The following is a 19,458-nucleotide window of genomic DNA, read 5'->3' as shown; positions in this document are numbered from 1 at the left end:
CTTACAGCTTCATCAGGCTGGCGTCGTCGACCGAGGCCGAGTGGCGGGTACGGAACAGCGACACGATGATCGCGAGGCCCACCACGACCTCCGCGGCGGCCACGACCATCGTGAAGAACGCGATGATCTGGCCGTCGAGGTTGCCGTGCATCCGGGAGAAGGTCACGAAGGCCAGGTTGCAGGCGTTGAGCATCAGCTCGACGCACATGAACAGCACGATCGCGTTCTTCCGGATGAGCACGCCGGCCGCACCGATGGTGAACAGCAGGGCGGCCAGGTACAGGTAGTTGACCGGATTCACTTCGAGGCCTCCTCTCGGCCGAGGCGCTCCGCGGAGGCCTGCTCCAGCGCCTTGAGGTCCTCCAGGGCCTGGCCGGACACGTCGCGGATCTGGCCGCGGGCGCGCAGCGTCTTGTTGACGGTCAGCTCGGACGGGGTGCCGTCCGGGAGCAGGCCGGCGACGTCCACGGCGTTGTGCCGGGCGTAGACGCCGGGGGCCGGCAGCGGCGGGAGCTGCACGCCCTCGCGTACGCGCTTCTCGGCGAGCTCGCGCTGGGTGGCGGCCCGCTCGGTGCGCTCGCGGTGGGTGAGCACCATCGCGCCGACGGCCGCCGTGATCAGCAGGGCGCCGGTGATCTCGAAGGCGAAGATGTAGCGGGTGAAGATCAGTTCGGCGAGGCCCTCGACGTGCCCGGCGGAGTTGACCTTGCCGAGTCCGTTGAAGTGGGTGAGTCCCGCGTTGCCGATGCCGGCGATCAGCAGGATGCCGAAGCCGAGCCCGCACAGGGCGGCCAGCCAGCGCTGCCCCTTGATGGTCTCCTTCAGGGAGTCCGCGGCGGTGACGCCGACGAGCATGACCACGAAGAGGAACAGCATCATGATGGCGCCGGTGTAGACGACGACCTGGACCACGCCCAGGAAGTACGCCCCGTTGGCGAGGTAGAAGACCGCCAGGACGATCATCGTCCCGGCGAGGCACAGGGCGCTGTGCACGGCCTTCTTCATCAGGATCGTGCACAGCGCGCCGATGACGGCGACCGTGCCGAGCACCCAGAACTGCACGGCCTCGCCGGTGGAGGTCGCGGAGGCGGCCGCGGCGATGGCGCTCATGCCCCGACCTCCTCGGCCTTGCCGGCCTTGTCGGCCTTGTCGGCCTCCGCCGCCGAGCCCTCGGCCGTCTCGCCCTTGGAGACCGCCACCTGCCGGACCGTGCCCGGGGCCGCGCCCGTCACTAGCCCGCGGTAGTAGTCCTGCTCGTCGGTGCCGGGGAAGACCGAGTGCGGGGCCTCGACCATGCCCTCGGTCAGCCCGGCGAGGAGCTGCTCCTTGGTGTAGATCAGGGACTCGCGGCTGGCGTCGGCCAGTTCGAACTCGTTCGTCATCGTCAGCGCGCGCGTCGGGCACGCCTCGATGCACAGCCCGCACAGGATGCAGCGGGCGTAGTTGATCTGGTAGACCCGCCCGTACCGCTCGCCCGGGGAGTAGCGCTCCTCCTCGGTGTTGTCCGCGCCCTCCACGTAGATCGCGTCGGCGGGACAGGCCCAGGCGCACAGCTCGCACCCGATGCACTTCTCCAGGCCGTCGGGGTGGCGGTTGAGCTGGTGCCGCCCGTGGAAGCGCGGAGCGGTGGTCTTCTGCTGCTCCGGGTACTGCTCGGTGAGCCGCTTCTTGAACATGGCCTTGAAGGTCACGCCGAAGCCGGCCACCGGGTTCTGCCACTTCTCGCTCTCCGCGTCAGGCATGGTCAGCACCCTCCTCTCGGTCACTGTCAGTATTCGTCCCGCCACTGACAATCAGCTCCCGCTCTCCGCGGGGACGTCGGCGCGGTACGGGTGCCAGGTGCTGGCCGGGCTTGGGCGGTACGGGGAAACCGCCCGCCATCGGGTCGAAGGGCTCGGCCGCTGCGGCCTTCCCGGCCGCGGCCGCGGCCGTCTTCTCCCGCCGGTCCCTGAAGTGGTCCGCGACGGAGGAGATCAGCAGGATCGCGATGACCGCGCCCCCGACGTAGAGGACGATCTCGCTGAAGTCGTAGCGCTCGTTGCGCAGCGCCCGGACGGTGGCGACCAGCATCAGCCAGACCACGGAGACCGGGATCAGCACCTTCCAGCCGAGCTTCATCAGCTGGTCGTAGCGCACGCGCGGGAGGGTGCCGCGCAGCCAGATGAAGAAGAACAGCAGCAGCTGGACCTTGATGACGAACCAGAGCATCGGCCACCAGCCGTGGTTCGCGCCCTCCCAGTACGTGGAGATCGGCGCCGGGGCCCGCCAGCCGCCCAGGAACAGGGTGACCGAGACCGCGGAGACGGTGACCATGTTGACGTACTCGGCCAGCATGAACAGCGCGAACTTGATGGAGGAGTACTCGGTGTTGAAGCCGCCGACGAGGTCGCCCTCGGACTCCGGCATGTCGAAGGGGGCGCGGTTCGTCTCGCCGACCATCGTGACGACATAGATGATGAAGGACACCGGCAGCAGCACGATGTACCAGCGGTCCGCCTGCGCCTCCACGATGGCCGAGGTCGACATCGACCCGGAGTAGAGGAACACCGAGGCGAACGCCGCGCCCATCGCGATCTCGTACGAGATCATCTGCGCGCAGGAGCGCAGGCCGCCGAGCAGCGGGTACGTGGAGCCCGAGGACCAGCCGGCGAGGACGATGCCGTAGATGCCGACCGAGGCGACCGCGAGGACGTACAGCATCGCGATCGGCAGGTCGGTCAGCTGCATCGTGGTGCGCTGCCCGAAGATGGAAACCTCGTTGCCCGAGGGGCCGAAGGGGATCACCGCGATGGCCATGAACGCCGGGATCGCCGCGATGATCGGCGCCAGGACGTAGACCACCTTGTCGGCGCGCTTGACGACGACGTCTTCCTTCAGCATCAGCTTCACGCCGTCGGCGAGCGACTGGAGCATGCCCCAGGGGCCGTGCCGGTTGGGGCCGATGCGCAGCTGCATCCAGGCGACGACCTTGCGCTCCCACACGATGGAGAAGAGCACGGTCACCATCAGGAAGGCGAAGCAGAACACCGCCTTCAGGAGGACGAGCCACCAGACGTCCCTGCCGAACAGGGACAGGTCCTCGGCGGCCAGGAGGTGCTGCGGCTGTGCCGCGAGCTGGGCGAGGTGGGTCACGGTCGTACCTCCGCTCCGGCCGCGGGGCCGGTCCCGGCCGGGCCGATCCGTACGAGGGTTCCGGGGCGGGCGCCGGTGTCGGAGAGGACGCCGGAGCCGGTGGAGTTCAGCGGGAGCCACACGACCCGGTCGGGCATCTCGGTGATCCGCAGCGGGAGTTCCACCGAGCCGGCCGGGCCGGTGACGGCGAGGGTGTCGCCGTCCTTGACGCCGGTCTCGGCGGCGGTGGCGGCGGAGAGCCGGGCGCCGGCCTCGTGCCGGGTCCCGGCGAGGGCGTCGTCGCCCTCCTGGAGCCGGCCGAGGTCCAGCAGCAGCCGGTGGCCGGCCAGGATCGCCTCGCCGGCGCCGGGGCGGGGCAGCGGCTCGGGGCCGGTGGACCGCTCGGGCGCGAGCTCCCCCTCCCAGGGGCCGAGCCGCTCCAGCTCCCGCCGTACGGCGTGCACGTCGGGCAGTGCGAGGGGCCGGTCGGCGGCGTCGGCCAGCATGTGCAGCACGCGGGCGTCGGCGGGGGCCAGGCGGCGGGTCATCTGGTCGGGCTTGAGGGCCGCCTCGAACGGGCGGACCCGGCCCTCCCAGTTGATGAACGTGCCGGCCTTCTCGGCGACGGCGGCGACCGGCAGCACCACGTCGGCGTGGTCGGTGACCTCGCCGGGGCGCAGCTCCAGGGAGACCACGAAGGCCTCCTTCAGGGCGGTGCGGGCGCGCTCCGGGTCAGGCAGGTCGGTGACCTCGACGCCCGCGACCAGCAGGGCCGACAGCTCCCGGGTGGCGGCGGCCTCGACGATCTGCCCGGTGTCACGGCCGTAGCGGTGCGGGAGTTCCTCCAGCCCCCAGGCGGCGGCGACCTCCTGGCGGGCCCGCGGGTCGGTCGCGGGGCGGCCGCCGGGCAGCAGGGACGGCAGCGCGCCGGCCTCGACGGCGGCCCGCTCCCCAGCCCGGCGCGGGATCCACACCAGGCGGGCGCCGGTGGCGGTGGCGGTGCGTACGGCGGCGGTCAGCGCGCCGGGCACGCCGGCGAGGCGCTCTCCGACGACGATGACGGCGCCGGGCTGCCGCAGGGCCTCGGCGGCCTCGGAGCCGCCCGCCTCCAGTCCGGTGCGGGTGGCCAGGGCGTCCAGCCACTCCGGCTCGGTGCCGGGGGCGGCGGCGAGGAGGGTGCCGCCGGCCTTGGTGAGGCCGCGGGTGGCGAAGGGGGCGAGGGCGATGGTCCGCTGCTTGTGCTTGCGGTGGGCCTTGCGCAGCCTCAGGAAGACGCCGGGGGCCTCCTCCTCGGCCTCGATGCCGACGAGGAGCACGGCGGGGGCCGCCTCCAGGGAGGCGTACGTGACGCCCGTGCCGTCGAGGTCCTTGCCGGTGCCGGCGACGGTGGCCGCGAGGAACTCGGTCTCCTCCGCGCTGTGCACCCGGGCCCGGAAGTCGATGTCGTTGGTGTCGAGCACGACCCGGGCGAACTTGGCGTACGCGTACGCGTCCTCGACGGTCAGCCGGCCGCCGGTCAGGACGCCGGCCCGGCCGCGGGCGGCCGTGAGCCCGGCGGCCGCGGCCTCCAGTGCCTCGGGCCAGCTCGCCGGGGCGAGCACCCCGTCGGTGCCGCGGACCAGCGGGGTGGTCAGCCGGTCGGGGCGCTGCGCGTACCGGAACGCGAAGCGGCCCTTGTCGCAGATCCACTCCTCGTTGACCTCGGGGTCCTCGGCGGCGAGGCGGCGCAGCACCTTGCCGCGCCGGTGGTCGGTGCGGGTCGCGCAGCCGCCCGCGCAGTGCTCGCACACGCTCGGGGAGGAGACGAGGTCGAAGGGGCGGGAGCGGAACCGGTAGGCGGCCGAGGTGAGGGCGCCGACGGGGCAGATCTGGATGGTGTTGCCGGAGAAGTACGACTCGAACGGGTCGCCCTCGCCGGTGCCGACCTGCTGGAGCGCGCCGCGCTCGAGGAGCTCGATCATCGGGTCGCCGGCGACCTGGTTGGAGAAGCGGGTGCAGCGCGCGCACAGCACGCACCGCTCGCGGTCCAGGAGCACCTGCGTGGAGATCGGGACCGGCTTCTCGTAGGTCCGCTTCTTCCCCTCGAACCGGGATTCGGCGTTGCCGTGGGACATCGCCTGGTTCTGCAGGGGGCATTCGCCGCCCTTGTCGCAGACGGGGCAGTCCAGCGGGTGGTTGATGAGCAGCAGCTCCATCACCCCGCGCTGGGCCTTGTCGGCGGCCTGCGAGGTCAGCTGGGTCTTGACGACCATGCCGTCGGTGCAGGTGATGGTGCAGGAGGCCATCGGCTTGCGCTGGCCCTCCACCTCGACGATGCACTGCCGGCAGGCGCCGGCCGGGTCGAGGAGGGGGTGGTCGCAGAACCGGGGGATCTCGATGCCGAGCTGTTCGGCGGCCCGGATGACGAGCGTGCCCTTGGGCACGGAGAGCTCGATCCCGTCGATGGTCAGCGAAACGGTGTTCTCCGGCGGAGGGGCCGGCTCTCCGGCGGAAGGGCCGGCGGACGTGGTGACGGTCATGCGGCCACCTCCTGGTGAGTCGTCGGGGCTGGGGTCGCAGCGGCGTGGCCGCTGCCGCGTGCCTGGGTCATCGCGCCGCCTCCGGCTGGGCGTCGGCCCAGAGCGTGGACCTTCGAGGATCGAAAGGGCAGCCCTTGCCGGTGACGTGCTGCTCGTACTCCTCGCGGAAGTACTTCAGCGAGGAGAAGATCGGGCTGGCCGCGCCGTCGCCGAGCGCGCAGAAGGACTTGCCGTTGATGTTGTCTGCGATGTCGTTCAGCTTGTCGAGGTCGGACATGACGCCCTTGCCCGCCTCGATGTCGCGCAGCAGCTGGACGAGCCAGTACGTGCCCTCGCGGCAGGGGGTGCACTTGCCGCAGGACTCGTGGGCGTAGAACTCGGTCCAGCGGGTGACGGCGCGGACCACGCAGGTGGTCTCGTCGAAGCACTGGAGCGCCTTGGTGCCGAGCATGGAGCCGGCGGCGCCGACGCCCTCGTAGTCGAGGGGGACGTCGAGGTGCTCGTCGGTGAACATGGGGGTGGAGGAGCCGCCGGGGGTCCAGAACTTCAGCCGGTGCCCGGGGCGCATCCCGCCGCTCATGTCGAGGAGCTGGCGCAGGGTGATGCCGAGGGGGGCCTCGTACTGGCCGGGGCCGGCGACGTGCCCGGAGAGCGAGTACAGGGTGAAGCCGGGGGACTTCTCCGTCCCCATCGCCTTGAACCAGTCCTTGCCCTTGTTGAGGATCGCGGGAACCGAGGCGATGGACTCGACGTTGTTGACGACAGTGGGGCACGCGTAGAGCCCCTCGACGGCGGGGAAGGGGGGACGCAGCCGGGGCTGACCGCGTCGGCCTTCGAGGGAGTCGAGCAGTGCCGTCTCCTCGCCGCAGATGTACGCGCCCGCGCCCGCGTGCACGGTGATGTCGAGGTTGCGGCCGGTGCCGTCGATGTCCTTGCCGAGGTATCCGGCGGCGTAGGCCTCCCGCACGGCCTCGTGCAGGCGCCGCAGCACGGGGACCGTCTCGCCGCGCAGGTAGATGAAGGCGTGCTCCGACCGGATCGCGTAACAGGCGATGATCATTCCCTCGACGAGGGAGTGCGGATTGGCGAAGAGGAGGGGGATGTCCTTGCAGGTGCCCGGCTCCGACTCGTCCGCGTTCACGACGAGGTAGTGCGGCTTTCCGTCGCCCTGCGGGATGAACTGCCACTTCATGCCGGTGGGGAAGCCCGCGCCGCCGCGTCCGCGCAGACCGGAGTCCTTGACGTACGCGATCACCTCGTCCGGGGTCATCGCGAGGGCCTTGCGCAGGCCCTCGTAGCCCTCGTGGCGCCGGTAGGTCTCCAGCGTCCAGGATTCGGGCTCGTCCCAGAACGCCGACAGGACGGGCGCGAGGAGCTTCTCCGGGCTCCCTCCCCCAGCCTTCGGCTGGGAGGTGCCCCCATGGCTTTCCTTGGATGACACCGACATCACTCCCCTCCCTCGGTGGTGGCCTCGCCGCGCGGGTGCACGATCGGGGTGTGGGGGGTCTCGCCGCGTGCGATGCGCAGACCAATCAGGGAGGCGGGGCCCGCGCCGCCGCTCGCCTGGACCGCGCCCTCGCGCTCGTCGGGGAAGCCCGCCAGGATCCGGGCGGTCTCCTTGTACGTGCACAGCGGCGCGCCCCGGGTCGGCTCGACCGGGCGGCCCGCCAGCAGGTCGTCGACCAGGGCCTTGGCGGACTGGGGGGTCTGGTTGTCGAAGAACTCCCAGTTGACCATCACCACGGGCGCGTAGTCGCAGGCCGCGTTGCACTCGATGTGCTCCAGCGTGACCTTGCCGTCGGCGGTGGTCTCGTTGTTGCCGACGCCCAGGTGCTGCTTGAGCTCGTCGAAGATGGCGTCGCCGCCCATCACCGCGCACAGGGTGTTGGTGCAGACGCCGACCTGGTAGTCGCCGGAGGGCTTGCGCCGGTACATCGTGTAGAAGGTGGCGACCGCGGTGACCTCGGCCGTGGTCAGCCCCAGCACCTCGGCGCAGAAGCGGATGCCGGTGCGCGAGACGAAGCCCTCCTCGGACTGCGTCAGGTGCAGCAGCGGCAGCAGCGCGGAGCGGCTGTCGGGGTAGCGGCCGATGATCTCCTTCGCGTCCGCTTCGAGCCGCTCGCGCACGTCGGCCGGGAAGTCGGGGGCGGGAAGCTGCGGCATGCCCAATGAGATGTCGGTCATCGGTCGACGCCTCCCATCACGGGGTCGATGGAGGCGACGGCCACGATGACGTCGGCGACCTGGCCGCCCTCGCACATCGCGGCCATGGCCTGCAGGTTGGTGAAGGACGGGTCGCGGAAGTGGACCCGGTAGGGGCGGGTGCCGCCGTCGGAGACGACGTGCACGCCGAGTTCGCCCTTGGGGGACTCGACTGCCGCGTACGCCTGTCCGGCGGGGACCCGGAAGCCCTCGGTCACCAGCTTGAAGTGGTGGATGAGGGCCTCCATGGAGGTGCCCATGATGTTCTTGATGTGGTCGAGGGAGTTGCCGAGGCCGTCGGGGCCCATGGCGAGCTGCGCCGGCCAGGCGATCTTCTTGTCGGCGACCATCACCGGGCCGGGCTCCAGCCGGTCCAGGCACTGCTCGACGATCCGCAGCGACTGGCGCATCTCCTCCAGGCGGATCAGGAACCGCCCGTAGGAGTCGCAGCTCTCGGTGGTGGGGACGTCGAACTCGTAGTCCTCGTAGCCGCAGTACGGATCGGTCTTGCGCAGGTCGTGCGGCAGGCCGGCCGAGCGGAGGATCGGGCCGGTGGCGCCGAGGGCCATGCAGCCGGTGAGGTCGAGGTAGCCGACGTCCTGCATGCGGGCCTTGAAGATGGGGTTGCCGGTGGCGAGCTTGTCGTACTCCGGCAGGTTCTTCTTCATCGTCTTGACGAACTCGCGCAGCTGGTCGACCGCGCCGGGGGGCAGGTCCTGGGCGAGGCCGCCGGGGCGGACGAAGGCGTGGTTCATGCGCAGGCCGGTGATCAGCTCGAAGACGTCGAGGATCAGCTCGCGGTCCCGGAACCCGTAGATCATGATGGTGGTCGCGCCGAGCTCCATGCCGCCGGTGGCGATGCACACCAGGTGCGAGGAGAGCCGGTTGAGCTCCATCAGCAGGACGCGGATGACGGTGGCGCGGTCCGGGATCTGGTCGGTGATGCCGAGGAGCTTCTCGACGCCGAGGCAGTAGGCCGTCTCGTTGAAGAACGGCGTCAGGTAGTCCATGCGCGTCACGAAGGTGGTGCCCTGCGTCCAGTTCCGGAATTCGAGGTTCTTCTCGATGCCGGTGTGCAGGTAGCCGATGCCGCAGCGGGCCTCGGTGACCGTCTCGCCGTCGATCTCCAGGATCAGCCGGAGCACTCCGTGGGTGGAGGGGTGCTGCGGGCCCATGTTGACGACGATGCGCTCGTCGTCCGCCTTGGCCGCCGACTGGACGATCTCGTCCCAGTCGCCGCCGGTGACGGTGTAGACGGTGCCCTCGGTCGTCTCGCGGGAGGACGCGTGGTTCGATGTGGACATCAGCTGTACGACCTCCGCTGGTCGGGAGCCGGGATCTGGGCGCCCTTGTACTCGACGGGGATGCCGCCGAGCGGGTAGTCCTTGCGCTGGGGGAAGCCCTGCCAGTCGTCCGGCATCATGATCCGGGTGAGGGCCGGGTGGCCGTCGAAGACCAGGCCGAAGAAGTCGTAGGCCTCGCGCTCGTGCCAGTCGTTCGTCGGGTAGACGGTGACCAGCGAGGGCAGGTGCGGGTCGGCGTCCGGGACGGACACCTCCAGCCGCAGGATCCGGCCGTGGGTGAGCGAGCGCAGGTGGTAGACGGCGTGCAGCTCGCGGCCCTTGTCGCCGGGGAAGTGCACCCCCGACACCCCGGTGCACAGCTCGAAGCGCAGCGCCGGGTCGTCGCGCAGGGTGGCGGCGACGCGGACGAGGTGCTCGCGGGCGATGTGGAGGGTCAGCTCCCCGCGGTCGACGACGGTCTTCTCGATGGCGTTCCGCGGGAGCAGGTCCTGCTCCTCCAGGGCGCCCTCCAGCTCGTCGACGACCTCGTCGAAGTACGAGCCGTACGGGCGGCTGGTCGCGCCGGGCAGGGCCACGGTGCGCACGAGGCCGCCGTAGCCGCTGGTGTCGCCGCCGTTCCTGGTGCCGAACATGCCCTTGCGGACGCCGATCACCTCGGGTCCGGAGGCGGCCCTGGGGGCGGGGACGTTGTCGCCGTTCTCGACGGCCGGGTCGTCGCTCACCGAAGGAGCCCCTTCATCTCGATGGTGGGGAGGGCCTTGAGGGCGGCCTCCTCCGCCTCGCGCGCCGCCTCTTCCCGGTTCACGCCGAGCTTGGAGCCCTGGATCTTCTGGTGGAGCTTGAGGATCGCGTCCATGAGCATCTCGGGGCGGGGCGGGCAGCCGGGCAGGTAGATGTCCACCGGGACGATGTGGTCGACGCCCTGGACGATCGCGTAGTTGTTGAACATGCCGCCCGAGGAGGCGCACACGCCCATGGAGATGACCCACTTGGGGGCGGGCATCTGGTCGTAGACCTGGCGCAGCACCGGCGCCATCTTCTGGCTGACGCGTCCCGCCACGATCATCAGGTCGGCCTGGCGCGGGGAGCCGCGGAAGACCTCCATGCCGAAGCGGGCCAGGTCGTAGCGGCCGGCTCCGGTGGTCATCATCTCGATGGCGCAGCAGGCGAGGCCGAAGGTGGCCGGGAAGACGGATGACTTGCGCACCCAGCCCGCGGCCTGTTCGACGGTGGTGAGCAGAAAGCCGCTCGGCAGCTTCTCTTCCAGTCCCATGGGAAATTCAGCCCCTCAGTCCCATTCCAGGCCGCCGCGACGCCACACGTACGCGTAGGCGACGAAGACGGTGAGCACGAAGAGCAGCATCTCGACGAGCCCGAAGATCCCCAGGGAGTCGAAGGTGACCGCCCAGGGGTAGAGGAAGACGATCTCGATGTCGAAGACGATGAAGAGCATCGCCGTCAGGTAGTACTTGATGGGGAAGCGACCGCCGCCGGCGGGCGTCGGGGTGGGCTCGATGCCGCACTCGTAGGCTTCGAGCTTCGCCCGGTTGTACCGTTTTGGGCCGATCAGCGTGGCCATGACCACGGAGAAGATCGCAAACCCTGCGCCGATGGCGCCGAGCACGAGGATGGGTGCGTACGCATTCACGCTCCTCGCTCCTTCCAGTCGTCCTTGACCGTTGGACCGCTGCGCCGGCGCCGAGTGCCCCGCCCCTCTGAGGGCCGCCCCTTCGAACAGGGACCGATCGCATGTGAGGCAGTTCACAAGCCGGACTGGTGCGCATCTTATGCCTGCCGGTCTGTGATCTGCGACACGGGTAACAACACCGAGTTTGTGATCTCCACCACCTGACGAACGATCATGAAGGCCGATGAGTGGTGATCTTCGTACTCAAGGCATCCACATGATCACCAAAGGTGACATCCGGGCCCGTAGGCGCAGGTGGAGGGGGTGTCGCCCTATCAAACGATGGGCAGTGCAGGCAAATTGGCGGCTCGGCCGCTCAAGTGATAAGGGAACGCGGGTCCCCCGCCCGGGGGACTCCGCGCGTACGGGAGTGGACAGGGTGGCCGGAAGTCGCCACCGGCGGGATGCGGGGGGAGATCCTGTGCATCCGTTCACGAACCGCGCGGCAAGTTCACGGTCGGATCACGGAGGGGCCACGGCCGCCTCACGGCGGCGGGTAACTGTGACCTGCGTCACGTGGGGCGAGGGCCTCGAAAAGGGGGCTTGGCCAACTGTGCGGGTCGATGGTAGGCCGTGGATCAATTCGGACTTATTGCTGAAACGCCATGATCACAGGCTTGTGAAAGCGTGTCCGTTACGTCCGTTACGGCGTCAATAAGGGGCGCGACGCGCCCGGTTAACGGCCTCCGCGGGCAACTGTGGCGCAGACCACGTTTCTTGAAGGGAACCCGGCTCCACTGATAGCGGTTGTCCCATGTCCCACACCGCTCACATACCCAGCCACCGGAAGCCCCGCCGCAGCGCCTCGAAGCTCGCGGTCCGCGCCGGAGTTGCCGGTGGCGTCCTCAGCACCCTGGCCATGGCCGGAACCGCGAGCGCGTCCCCGTCCGAGCCCGTGGCCGAGACGACGCTCGAGATGCCGGTCCTCGACCTGGACCTCGGCACCGAGGTCTCCAACGCCGTCAACACGGCCGCGGAGAACACCCGCGTCGCCGCCGTCGAAGCCGCCGTCACCGGCGAGCTGAACGCCCAGGAGGAGAGCGCCCGCACGGGTGCCGCCGCCGAGGCGAAGCAGGCCAAGGAAGACGCCACCAAGGCCGCCGAGCTCAAGGCGAAGCAGGAAGCCGACCGCAAGGCCGAGGCCGAGCGCGCGGGCCGCGGCACCGACCGCACGGACCTCACCAACGCCTCCGCCGCCGACAACGGCGGTTCCTCCGCCGTCACCGGCTCCGGCAGCGGCTCCACCGCCTCGAAGCCGGCCACCGGCTCGGCGGCCGCCATCATCGCCTTCGCCCGCGCCCAGATCGGCAAGCCGTACGTCCTCGGCTCCACCGGTCCCACCGCGTACGACTGCTCGGGCCTCGTCCAGGCCGCCTACCGCCAGGCGGGCATCAAGCTGGACCGCGTCTCCCAGGACCAGTCCATGGCCGGCCGCTCGGTCTCGCTGAACGCCCTGCAGCCGGGCGACATCGTCTACTGGGGCGCCAAGGGCAGCGCTTACCACGTCGCCATCTACTCGGGCAACGGCAAGTTCATCGGTGCGCAGAACCCCAGCACCGGCATCGTCGAGCGCAGCCTGAGCTACGACATGCCGACCGGCGCCGTCCGCGTCCTCTGACGCACGGTCGCACGATCGCCCGCAAGGTCCGGTACTCCCCCGCTCGGGGGCGGAGTACCGGACCTTCGGCATGCTGAGAAGATGGCCGGTGCGTGTCGCCCGGCCGTTCGAGCAGACCCTGGAGGTGGTGGTCCCGTGAGCAGACCGTCCTACGAGGACCACGGCGCCGCCGACCCCACCGCCGTCCCGGCCGCCCTCGGGCTGGGCCTCCTGTCGGTCGGCGGCTGGCTGCTGACCACCACCCGCCCGTGGCACAAACCGGGCAACCCGCTGACGCTGGGCCTCGGCTGGACCGTGTCCGGCGCGCTGCTGCTGTCCGGGCTCGTCCTGCTGGCCCGCTGCGTGCGCACCGTCCACGCCGCCCCCGAAGCGGCCGAGGGGGCCGGAGAAGCCCTGCGGGGCCCCGGGAACGACTGAGCCGCCCCCGGTCACCCGGGAGCGGCTCACAGGGCCCGCTCAGGCCCTCGCCGGGGCCTCAGGCCTTGGGGGCCACCTTCGAGAGGCCGTTGATGATGCGGTCCATCGCGTCGCCGCCCGTCGGGTCGGTCAGGTTCGCCAGCATCTTCAACGTGAAGCGCATCAGCACCGGGTGCGTCAGGCCGCGCTGCGCGGCGATCTTCATCACCGCCGGGTTGCCGATCAGCTTCACGAAGGCGCGGCCCAGCGTGTAGTAGCCGCCGTAGGTCTCCTTGAGCACCTTCGGGTAGTTGTGCAGGGCCAGCTCGCGCTGCGCCGGGGTCGCGCGGGCGTGCGCCTGCACGATGACCTCCGCCGCGATCTGCCCGGACTCCATCGCGTAGGCGATGCCCTCGCCGTTGAACGGGTTGACGAGCCCGCCCGCGTCACCGACCAGCAGCAGGCCCTTGGTGTAGTGCGGCTGCCGGTTGAAGGCCATCGGCAGCGCCGCACCGCGGATCGGCTGCGTCATGTTCTCCGGGGTGTAGCCCCAGTCCTCCGGCATCGACGCGCACCAGGCCTTCAGCACCTCGCGCCAGTCCAGCTCCTTGAAGGCGGAGGAGGAGTTGAGGATGCCGAGGCCGACGTTGGACGTGCCGTCGCCCATGCCGAAGATCCAGCCGTAGCCGGGCAGCAGCCGGTCCTGCGGACCGCGCCGGTCCCACAGCTCCAGCCAGGACTCCAGGTAGTCGTCGTCGTGCCGGGGCGAGGTGAAGTAGGTGCGGACGGCCACGCCCATCGGGCGGTCCTCGCGCCGGTGCAGGCCCATCGCGAGGGACAGCCGGGAGGAGTTGCCGTCGGCGGCGACCACGAGCGGGGCGTGGAAGGTCACCGGCGTCTTGTCCTCGCCGAGCTTGGCCTGCACGCCGGTGATGTGCCCGGTGCGGGGGTCGCGGACGGGCTCGCCGACGTTGCAGCGCTCGTACAGGCGGGCGCCGGCCTTCTGCGCCTGGCGGGCCAGCGTCTCGTCGAAGTCGTCGCGCTTGCGGACGAGTCCGTAGTCCGGGTAGGAGGCGAGTTCCGGCCAGTCCAGCTGGAGGCGCTGCCCGCCGCCGATGATGCGCAGGCCCTTGTTGCGGAGCCAGCCGGCCTCTTCGGAGACGTCGATGCCCATCGCGACCAGCTGCTTGGTGGCACGCGGGGTCAGACCGTCGCCGCAGACCTTCTCGCGCGGGAACGCCGTCTTCTCCAGGAGCAGGACGTCGAGTCCCGCCTTGGCGAGGTAGTAGGCGGTCGTGGAACCGGCGGGCCCGGCCCCGACGACGATCACGTCCGCGGAGTGTTCGGTGAGGGGCTCGGTCACTGCGGGGTCTCCTGAAGGCTCGGTGGAAAGTGCCCAGCGGCACAGGACATGACGCAGTCTATGCAGGCGCGTGGCTCTCGCCGGGGTTCGGGTGGACGGCCTGCCCCGGCCGGGGTCCGCGGCGCGGCTACCACTGCGCTGCCGCGCGGGGCCGAGGTCCGCGGGCGCGGGTACCACTGCGCGGGGCGAGGTCCCCTACCCGCCCTTCGCCCGTTCCCCGGGGCTGCGCCCCGGACCCCCTGGGGGCTCCGCCCCCGGGGGGCCGAGCCGTGCGGGCGGCGCGTCAAGAAGGGGGGCGGCGGGTCAGAAGATGCTCAGGCCCGTCAGGGTCGTGAAGCGGTCCAGGGCCGCGACGCCCGCGACCGAGTTGCCCTGGGTGTCCAGGCCCGGGCTCCAGACCGCGAGGGTGCAGCGGCCCGGGACGACCGCGATGATGCCGCCGCCCACGCCGCTCTTGCCCGGCAGGCCCACGCGGTACGCGAACTCCCCCGCCGCGTCGTACGTCCCGCACGTCAGCATCACCGCGTTGATCTGCTTCGCCTCGCTGCGCGTCAGGAGCCGCGAGCCGTCCGCGCGCAGGCCGTGGCGGGCCAGGAAGCGGCCGGCCAGGGCGAGGTCGGCGCAGGTCATCTCGATCGAGCACTGCCAGAAGTAGTGCTCCAGCAGCGCCGGCACCGGGTTGTCGATGTTGCCGTACGAGGCCATGAAGTGGGCCACCGCCGCGTTGCGGTCACCGTGTTCCTGCTCGGACGCGGCCACGTCCGGGTCGAAGCCGAGCTCCGGGTTGCCGCTCTCCTGCCGGAGGAAGTCCAGGAGTTCGCTGCTCGCGTCGCCCGTCAGGGTCTGGAGCCGGTCGGTGACGACGAGCGCGCCCGCGTTGATGAAAGGATTCCGCGGGATGCCGTTCTCGTACTCCAGCTGCACCAGGGAGTTGAACGGATTGCCCGACGGCTCCCGGCCCACCCGCTCCCACAGGCTGTCGCCGCCCTCCGCGAGGGCCAGCGCCAGGGCGAAGACCTTCGTGACGGACTGGGCGGAGAACGGGACGCGCCAGTCGCCGACCCCGAAGACGTTGCCGTCGAGGTCGGCGACCGCCATGCCGAACCGCCGCGGATCGACCTTCGCCAGCGCCGGGATGTACTCGGCGGGCGTGCCGCTGCCCACCAGCGGGGAGACGTCGGCCGCGATCCGCTCCAGCAGTCCCTGGTAGTCCATGGACATGCAGGGTTACGCCTTGACCCCGCGGTGCAGCGCCACGATGCCGCCGCTCAGGTTCCGCCAGGCCACCTTCGACCAGCCGGCCTTCTGCAGCAGGGCCGCCAGCGCCGGCTGGTCGGGCCACTCGCGGATGGACTCGGCGAGGTACACGTACGCGTCCGGGTTGGAGGACACCGCGCGGGCCACCGGCGGCAGGGCGCGCATCAGGTACTCGGTGTAGACCGTCCGGAAGGGCGCCCAGGTGGGCTGCGAGAACTCGCTGATCACGACCTGGCCGCCGGGCTTGGTCACCCGGTACATCTCGCGCAGCGCCCCGTCGGTGTCCTGGACGTTGCGCAGCCCGAAGGAGATCGTCACCGTGTCGAACGTGTCGTCCTTGAAGGGGAGCTTCGTCGCGTCGCCCGCCGTCAGCGGCAGCCAGGCGTGGCGCTTCTTGCCCTCGCGGAGCATGCCGAGGGAGAAGTCGCAGGGGACGACGTAGGCGCCGGTCGCCGCGTACGGGAGGGACGAGGTCGCGGTGCCCGCGGCCAGGTCGAGCACCTTGTGCCCCGGGCGGGCGGCGACCGCCCGGGCGGCCTCCTTGCGCCACAGGCGCGCCTGGCCGAGGGACAGGACGTCGTTGGTGAGGTCGTAGTTCGCGGCCACCCCGTCGAACATGGAGGCGACTTCGTGCGGCTGCTTGTCCAGGGAAGCCCTTGTCACTGGCGTTGGCCCCTCGGTGCTCGGTGTTTCTGCGGCGGACAGGTCGTACCCCGTCATCCTCTCAGGCCGCCGCCGCGTCGGCCGCCCCGGCCCGGCCCGCCCCGACCCGGCGGAAAATCCGGCAGATCAGGACCGGAAACGGGCAGACTGGGCGGGCAATCAGAACAAAATGGGGGGCACCAGTGGGGACACGCCGATCAGTCACGGCACGACGGGCCGAACGGCGCAGGCGACTGCGCCGCACGGTCGTCGGCTCGACGGCGTTAGCAGCACTCACCGTCGCCGCCTACTGGATCGGGCTGGAAAGGGGCGCCGCCACCGCCGGCCGCGGCGGCCCGTCACCGGCTGCCGAGCGCGCGGACCCGGCCGAGCACGCGGCACCGTCCCCGCCCCCGAGCCCGAGCCCGACCGCGAGCCCGAGCCCGAGCCCGACCAAGGCGCCGGGGGAGTTCACCGCTTCCTCCACCGCCGGCCGGGCCCAGGGCGAGGGACGTCCGCGGCGCTGGCGGGTGGAGACGGAGAACAGCAGCGGCGTCGACCCGGACTCCGCCGCCCGGGACATCGAGGCGATACTCGGGGACCGTCGCGGGTGGATACGCGACCCCTCCTACGGCTTCCGGCTGGCCGGCCGCGGCGAACCGGTGGACTTCACCGTGAAGATCGCCACGCCCGGCACCACCGACCGGCTGTGCGACGTGGTGACCCCCGAGCTGATCGGGGAGACCAATTGCCAGGCCCACCACACCATCGTGGTGAACCTCAAGCGCTGGCAGGAGGGATCGCCGAAGTTCCGCGGCTCGGCCGCCGAGTACCGGGCGCTGATCATCAACCACGAGGTGGGCCACGAACTGGGCCGCGGCCACGAGACCTGCCCGCGGCCGGGCGCCCCCGCCCCGGCGATGATGCAGCAGATCAAGGGGCTCCTGGGCTGCACGTCGAACGCCTGGCCGCACACCGCCGGCGGAACCTACCTGGCCGGCCCCCCGGTGCCGTAGCGGGGCCGCGGCGCGGCCGGCCCGTCCGGCCCGCCTACCGCCGCCGGTGCAGCAGCCGGCCCGCGATGACCGTGGCCACGCAGGTCGTCGCGCCGCGCTCCAGCAGCTCGGCCTCGTCCGCCACCGCGAAGACCGCGAACCCGGGCCGCCGCGCCCGCCTCCAGCACCCCGTGGAAGGCCTGCCCGGCCGAGTCCCGGCCGGTGAGCGGGTCCAGGGCGGGCACGCCTTCGTACGGGGCGGGCGGCACCACGGCCAGGCCCGAGCGGGTCACCGCCGTGCGGACGGAGGCGGTCGTGAAGCGGCCCGCGACCGCCACCACCCCGCGCGCCAGCAGCTTCTGCGTGCCCCGCCGGGCGCTGTTGCCCCAGCGGGACTCGGTCATCTTCAGCGCGTCCAGCGCCTCGGCCCCGGTGATCGGGGCGGCACCGAGTTCGGTGACCTCGTACGGGTCGTCCGGGTAGTACGTGCGCTCCAGCAGCTCGTCCGCCCCGCGCGCGAGCAGCCCCGGCGTCAGCAGCCCGGGCCAGCGGCGGACCCGGGCGTGCGGCGCGGCCGCGGCGAGCTCCTCGTACGGGCCCGTGCGCACGATCCGGTCGCCCTCGACCAGGACCGCGCCGCCCTCCAGCGGTGCGGCCCCCGGTCCGGTGACGAGGAGGTCGGCGGTGTGCAGCGTCAGCATCGGGCGTCAGTTCGTGGAGATGAGCTTCAGCTCGGGGTGCGCGGTGCCCCCCTCGATGGCGGTCGAGGAGATGTGGGACACCACGCGGTCGTCGACGGGGTCGTTCGCCGGGTCGTCGTGCACCACGAGGTGCTCGTACGTGGTCGCGCGCTGCGCGGGGACGCGGCCGGCCTTGCGGATCAGGTCGATGATCTCCTGGCGGTTCGAGCGGTGCTTGGCACCGGCCGAGGAGACCACGTTCTCCTCCAGCATGATCGAGCCGAGGTCGTCGGCGCCGTAGTGCAGGGCGAGCTGGCCCGCCTCCTTGCCGACGGTCAGCCAGGAGCCCTGGATGTGGGCGATGTTGTCGAGGAAGAGCCGCGCGATGGCGATCATGCGCAGGTACTCGAAGACGGTCGCCTGGGTGCGGCCCTTGAGGTGGTTGTTCTCGGGCTGGTACGTGTACGGGATGAACGCGCGGAAGCCGCCGGTGCGGTCCTGCGTGTCCCGGATCATCGCGATGTGCTCGATGCGCTCGGCGTTGGTCTCGCCGGTGCCCATCAGCATCGTGGAGGTGGACTCCACGCCCAGCCCGTGGGCGATCTCCATGATCTCCAGCCAGCGCTCGCCGGACTCCTTCAACGGGGCGATCGCCTTGCGCGGGCGCTCCGGGAGCAGCTCGGCGCCGGCGCCGGCGAAGGAGTCGAGGCCGGCGGCGTGGATCCGCTTGATGGCCTCCTCGGCGGAGACGCCGGAGATGCGGGCCATGTGCTCGACCTCGGACGCGCCGAGGGAGTGGATGACCAGCTGCGGGAAGTCCTTCTTGATCGCCGAGAAGTGGTGCTCGTAGTACTCGACGCCGTAGTCCGGGTGGTGGCCGCCCTGGAACATGATCTGGGTGCCGCCCAGCTCGACGGTCTCCGCGCAGCGGCGCAGGATGTCGTCGAGGTCGCGCGACCAGCCCTTCTTCGTGTCCTTGGGGGCCGCGTAGAAGGCGCAGAACTTGCACGCCGTGACGCACACGTTGGTGTAGTTGATGTTGCGCTCGATGATGTACGTCGCGATGTGCTCCGTACCGGCGTAGCGGCGGCGGCGCACGGCGTCGGCGGCCTGGCCGAGCGCGTGCAGCGGGGCGTGCCGGTAGAGGTCGAGGGCCTCTTCCTTGGTGATCCGGCCCCCTGAGGCGGCGCGGTCGAGGACGGACTGGAGTGCGGCCAGGTCGGTCACCGGGGGATCACCTTTCGGCGGTGTGTCAAGGGTCCGGACCGAGCCAGCCTACGCCAGGGCCCGCGCGCCGCTTCCAGGGCGGGGGTCACGGGCTGCGCGTGAGGTCTCCTTCGGGGTTCCCGGCGCCCCTGTCGCCCGACTTGTAGTGCAGCGAGCCGCCGGTGTTGAGGGTGAAGCGCTCGTTGGCGGAGCCGCCGGCGCAGATGCCGGGGTGCGGGTTGGGGCCGCCCGCCGTGTCCAGGACCAGGGAGCGGTCGGTGGCGGAGGCGAGCTTCCAGTCGCCGCTGCAGTCGGTGCCGAACACCGGGAGGACCGACTTGTCCCGGCCGACGACCTCGCCGACCTTGCCCGCCTTGATGGTGATCTCGAACTCGGCGGTCGCGCCGAGGTTGGTGGTGACGGTGCCCTTCCAGGTGCCGACGAGCTCCTTGGGCACGTCGCCCCGGGTCCCCCGGGG

At 71.2% G+C, this 19,458-nt stretch carries 18 protein-coding genes and 2 pseudogenes; 3 read left to right on the top strand and 17 right to left on the bottom strand.

Annotated elements, in window-relative coordinates; all coding sequences use genetic code 11:
* Position 1: 1 nt before the first annotated feature.
* The 11 genes from nuoK to SSNG_RS20575 all read right to left on the bottom strand — a co-directional run bounded on the left by nuoK (position 2) and on the right by SSNG_RS20575 (position 10,784).
* The gene (gene nuoK, locus SSNG_RS20625) at positions 2 to 301 is read right to left on the bottom strand and encodes an NADH-quinone oxidoreductase subunit NuoK (protein ID WP_007265827.1); all 300 of its coding nucleotides are present in this window, start codon (positions 299 to 301) and stop codon (positions 2 to 4) included.
* Positions 298 to 1,110: an NADH-quinone oxidoreductase subunit J gene (locus SSNG_RS20620; RefSeq protein ID WP_007265826.1), complete on the bottom strand. Its 813-nt coding sequence runs from the start codon at positions 1,108 to 1,110 to the stop codon at positions 298 to 300. Before SSNG_RS20620 ends, nuoK begins: the two co-directional genes overlap by 4 nt.
* A complete protein-coding gene (gene nuoI / locus SSNG_RS20615) occupies positions 1,107 to 1,742 on the bottom strand; it encodes an NADH-quinone oxidoreductase subunit NuoI (RefSeq protein ID WP_042801530.1) in 636 nt (211 codons plus the stop codon). Before nuoI ends, SSNG_RS20620 begins: the two co-directional genes overlap by 4 nt.
* Positions 1,735 to 3,132 carry an NADH-quinone oxidoreductase subunit NuoH gene (gene nuoH / locus SSNG_RS20610; protein WP_042801528.1) on the bottom strand — a complete coding sequence of 466 codons (1,398 nt, stop codon included), beginning with the start codon at positions 3,130 to 3,132 and terminating at the stop codon, positions 1,735 to 1,737. Before nuoH ends, nuoI begins: the two co-directional genes overlap by 8 nt.
* The gene (locus SSNG_RS20605; RefSeq protein WP_007265823.1) at positions 3,129 to 5,630 is read right to left on the bottom strand and encodes an NADH-quinone oxidoreductase subunit G; all 2,502 of its coding nucleotides are present in this window, start codon (positions 5,628 to 5,630) and stop codon (positions 3,129 to 3,131) included. The genes nuoH and SSNG_RS20605 overlap by 4 nt, the downstream gene beginning before the upstream one ends.
* A 67-nt stretch (positions 5,631 to 5,697) precedes the next feature.
* Positions 5,698 to 7,077 carry an NADH-quinone oxidoreductase subunit NuoF gene (gene nuoF / locus SSNG_RS20600; protein ID WP_007265822.1) on the bottom strand — a complete coding sequence of 460 codons (1,380 nt, stop codon included), beginning with the start codon at positions 7,075 to 7,077 and terminating at the stop codon, positions 5,698 to 5,700.
* A complete protein-coding gene (gene nuoE / locus SSNG_RS20595; RefSeq protein WP_007265821.1) occupies positions 7,077 to 7,814 on the bottom strand; it encodes an NADH-quinone oxidoreductase subunit NuoE in 738 nt (245 codons plus the stop codon). The genes nuoF and nuoE overlap by 1 nt, the downstream gene beginning before the upstream one ends.
* Positions 7,811 to 9,136, bottom strand: coding sequence for an NADH-quinone oxidoreductase subunit D (locus tag SSNG_RS20590; protein WP_007265820.1), 1,326 nt, complete (start codon positions 9,134 to 9,136; stop codon positions 7,811 to 7,813). Before SSNG_RS20590 ends, nuoE begins: the two co-directional genes overlap by 4 nt.
* On the bottom strand, positions 9,136 to 9,858 hold the full coding sequence (locus SSNG_RS20585) for an NADH-quinone oxidoreductase subunit C (protein WP_007265819.1): 723 nt from the start codon (positions 9,856 to 9,858) through the stop codon (positions 9,136 to 9,138). The genes SSNG_RS20590 and SSNG_RS20585 overlap by 1 nt, the downstream gene beginning before the upstream one ends.
* Complete coding sequence (locus tag SSNG_RS20580; RefSeq protein ID WP_007265818.1) at positions 9,855 to 10,409, bottom strand: NADH-quinone oxidoreductase subunit B; 555 nt, start codon at positions 10,407 to 10,409, stop codon at positions 9,855 to 9,857. The genes SSNG_RS20585 and SSNG_RS20580 overlap by 4 nt, the downstream gene beginning before the upstream one ends.
* Positions 10,410 to 10,424: 15 nt before the next feature.
* On the bottom strand, positions 10,425 to 10,784 hold the full coding sequence (locus tag SSNG_RS20575) for an NADH-quinone oxidoreductase subunit A (protein ID WP_007265817.1): 360 nt from the start codon (positions 10,782 to 10,784) through the stop codon (positions 10,425 to 10,427).
* A 793-nt stretch (positions 10,785 to 11,577) separates the two neighbouring features.
* On the opposite strand from SSNG_RS20575, the gene SSNG_RS20570 reads away from it, so the two are divergent.
* Positions 11,578 to 12,441 (top strand): C40 family peptidase, encoded by an 864-nt coding sequence (locus SSNG_RS20570; RefSeq protein ID WP_007265816.1) that lies wholly within the window; start codon positions 11,578 to 11,580, stop codon positions 12,439 to 12,441.
* A 135-nt stretch (positions 12,442 to 12,576) separates the two neighbouring features.
* Positions 12,577 to 12,858 carry a hypothetical protein gene (locus SSNG_RS20565; RefSeq protein WP_042801525.1) on the top strand — a complete coding sequence of 94 codons (282 nt, stop codon included), beginning with the start codon at positions 12,577 to 12,579 and terminating at the stop codon, positions 12,856 to 12,858.
* A 58-nt stretch (positions 12,859 to 12,916) separates the two neighbouring features.
* On the opposite strand, the gene SSNG_RS20560 is transcribed toward SSNG_RS20565, so the two are convergent.
* The 3 genes from SSNG_RS20560 to SSNG_RS20550 form a co-directional block, all read right to left on the bottom strand.
* Positions 12,917 to 14,200 carry a geranylgeranyl reductase family protein gene (locus tag SSNG_RS20560; RefSeq protein WP_007265814.1) on the bottom strand — a complete coding sequence of 428 codons (1,284 nt, stop codon included), beginning with the start codon at positions 14,198 to 14,200 and terminating at the stop codon, positions 12,917 to 12,919.
* Positions 14,201 to 14,503: 303 nt separating this feature from the next.
* On the bottom strand, positions 14,504 to 15,415 hold the full coding sequence (locus SSNG_RS20555) for a glutaminase (RefSeq protein WP_042803858.1): 912 nt from the start codon (positions 15,413 to 15,415) through the stop codon (positions 14,504 to 14,506).
* A gap of 12 nt (positions 15,416 to 15,427) precedes the next feature.
* Positions 15,428 to 16,120: a demethylmenaquinone methyltransferase gene (locus tag SSNG_RS20550; protein ID WP_125597578.1), complete on the bottom strand. Its 693-nt coding sequence runs from the start codon at positions 16,118 to 16,120 to the stop codon at positions 15,428 to 15,430.
* Positions 16,121 to 16,302: 182 nt separating this feature from the next.
* Between SSNG_RS20550 and SSNG_RS20545 the strand changes: the two genes are divergently transcribed.
* Entirely contained in the window at positions 16,303 to 17,115 is an 813-nt protein-coding gene (locus SSNG_RS20545; RefSeq protein ID WP_007265810.1) for a DUF3152 domain-containing protein, read from the top strand.
* Between the two features lie 34 nt (positions 17,116 to 17,149).
* On the opposite strand, the pseudogene SSNG_RS20540 reads toward SSNG_RS20545, so the two are convergent.
* The 3 genes and pseudogenes from SSNG_RS20540 to SSNG_RS42245 form a co-directional block, all read right to left on the bottom strand.
* Positions 17,150 to 17,795, bottom strand: a pseudogene (locus SSNG_RS20540) (hypothetical protein).
* 6 nt (positions 17,796 to 17,801) lie between these two features.
* Positions 17,802 to 19,001, bottom strand: a complete 1,200-nt coding sequence (mqnC, locus tag SSNG_RS20535; protein ID WP_007265808.1) for a cyclic dehypoxanthinyl futalosine synthase — start codon at positions 18,999 to 19,001, stop codon at positions 17,802 to 17,804.
* 85 nt (positions 19,002 to 19,086) lie between these two features.
* Positions 19,087 to 19,458 (bottom strand): annotated as a pseudogene (locus tag SSNG_RS42245) (serine/threonine protein kinase); the annotation flags it as partial.

It is taken from the genome of Streptomyces sp. C (assembly GCF_000158895.1).
GTDB lineage: Bacteria > Actinomycetota > Actinomycetes > Streptomycetales > Streptomycetaceae > Streptomyces > Streptomyces racemochromogenes.
The sequence above is the reverse complement of the archived record's forward strand: the minus strand, read 5'-3'. Positions and strand labels throughout refer to the sequence as shown.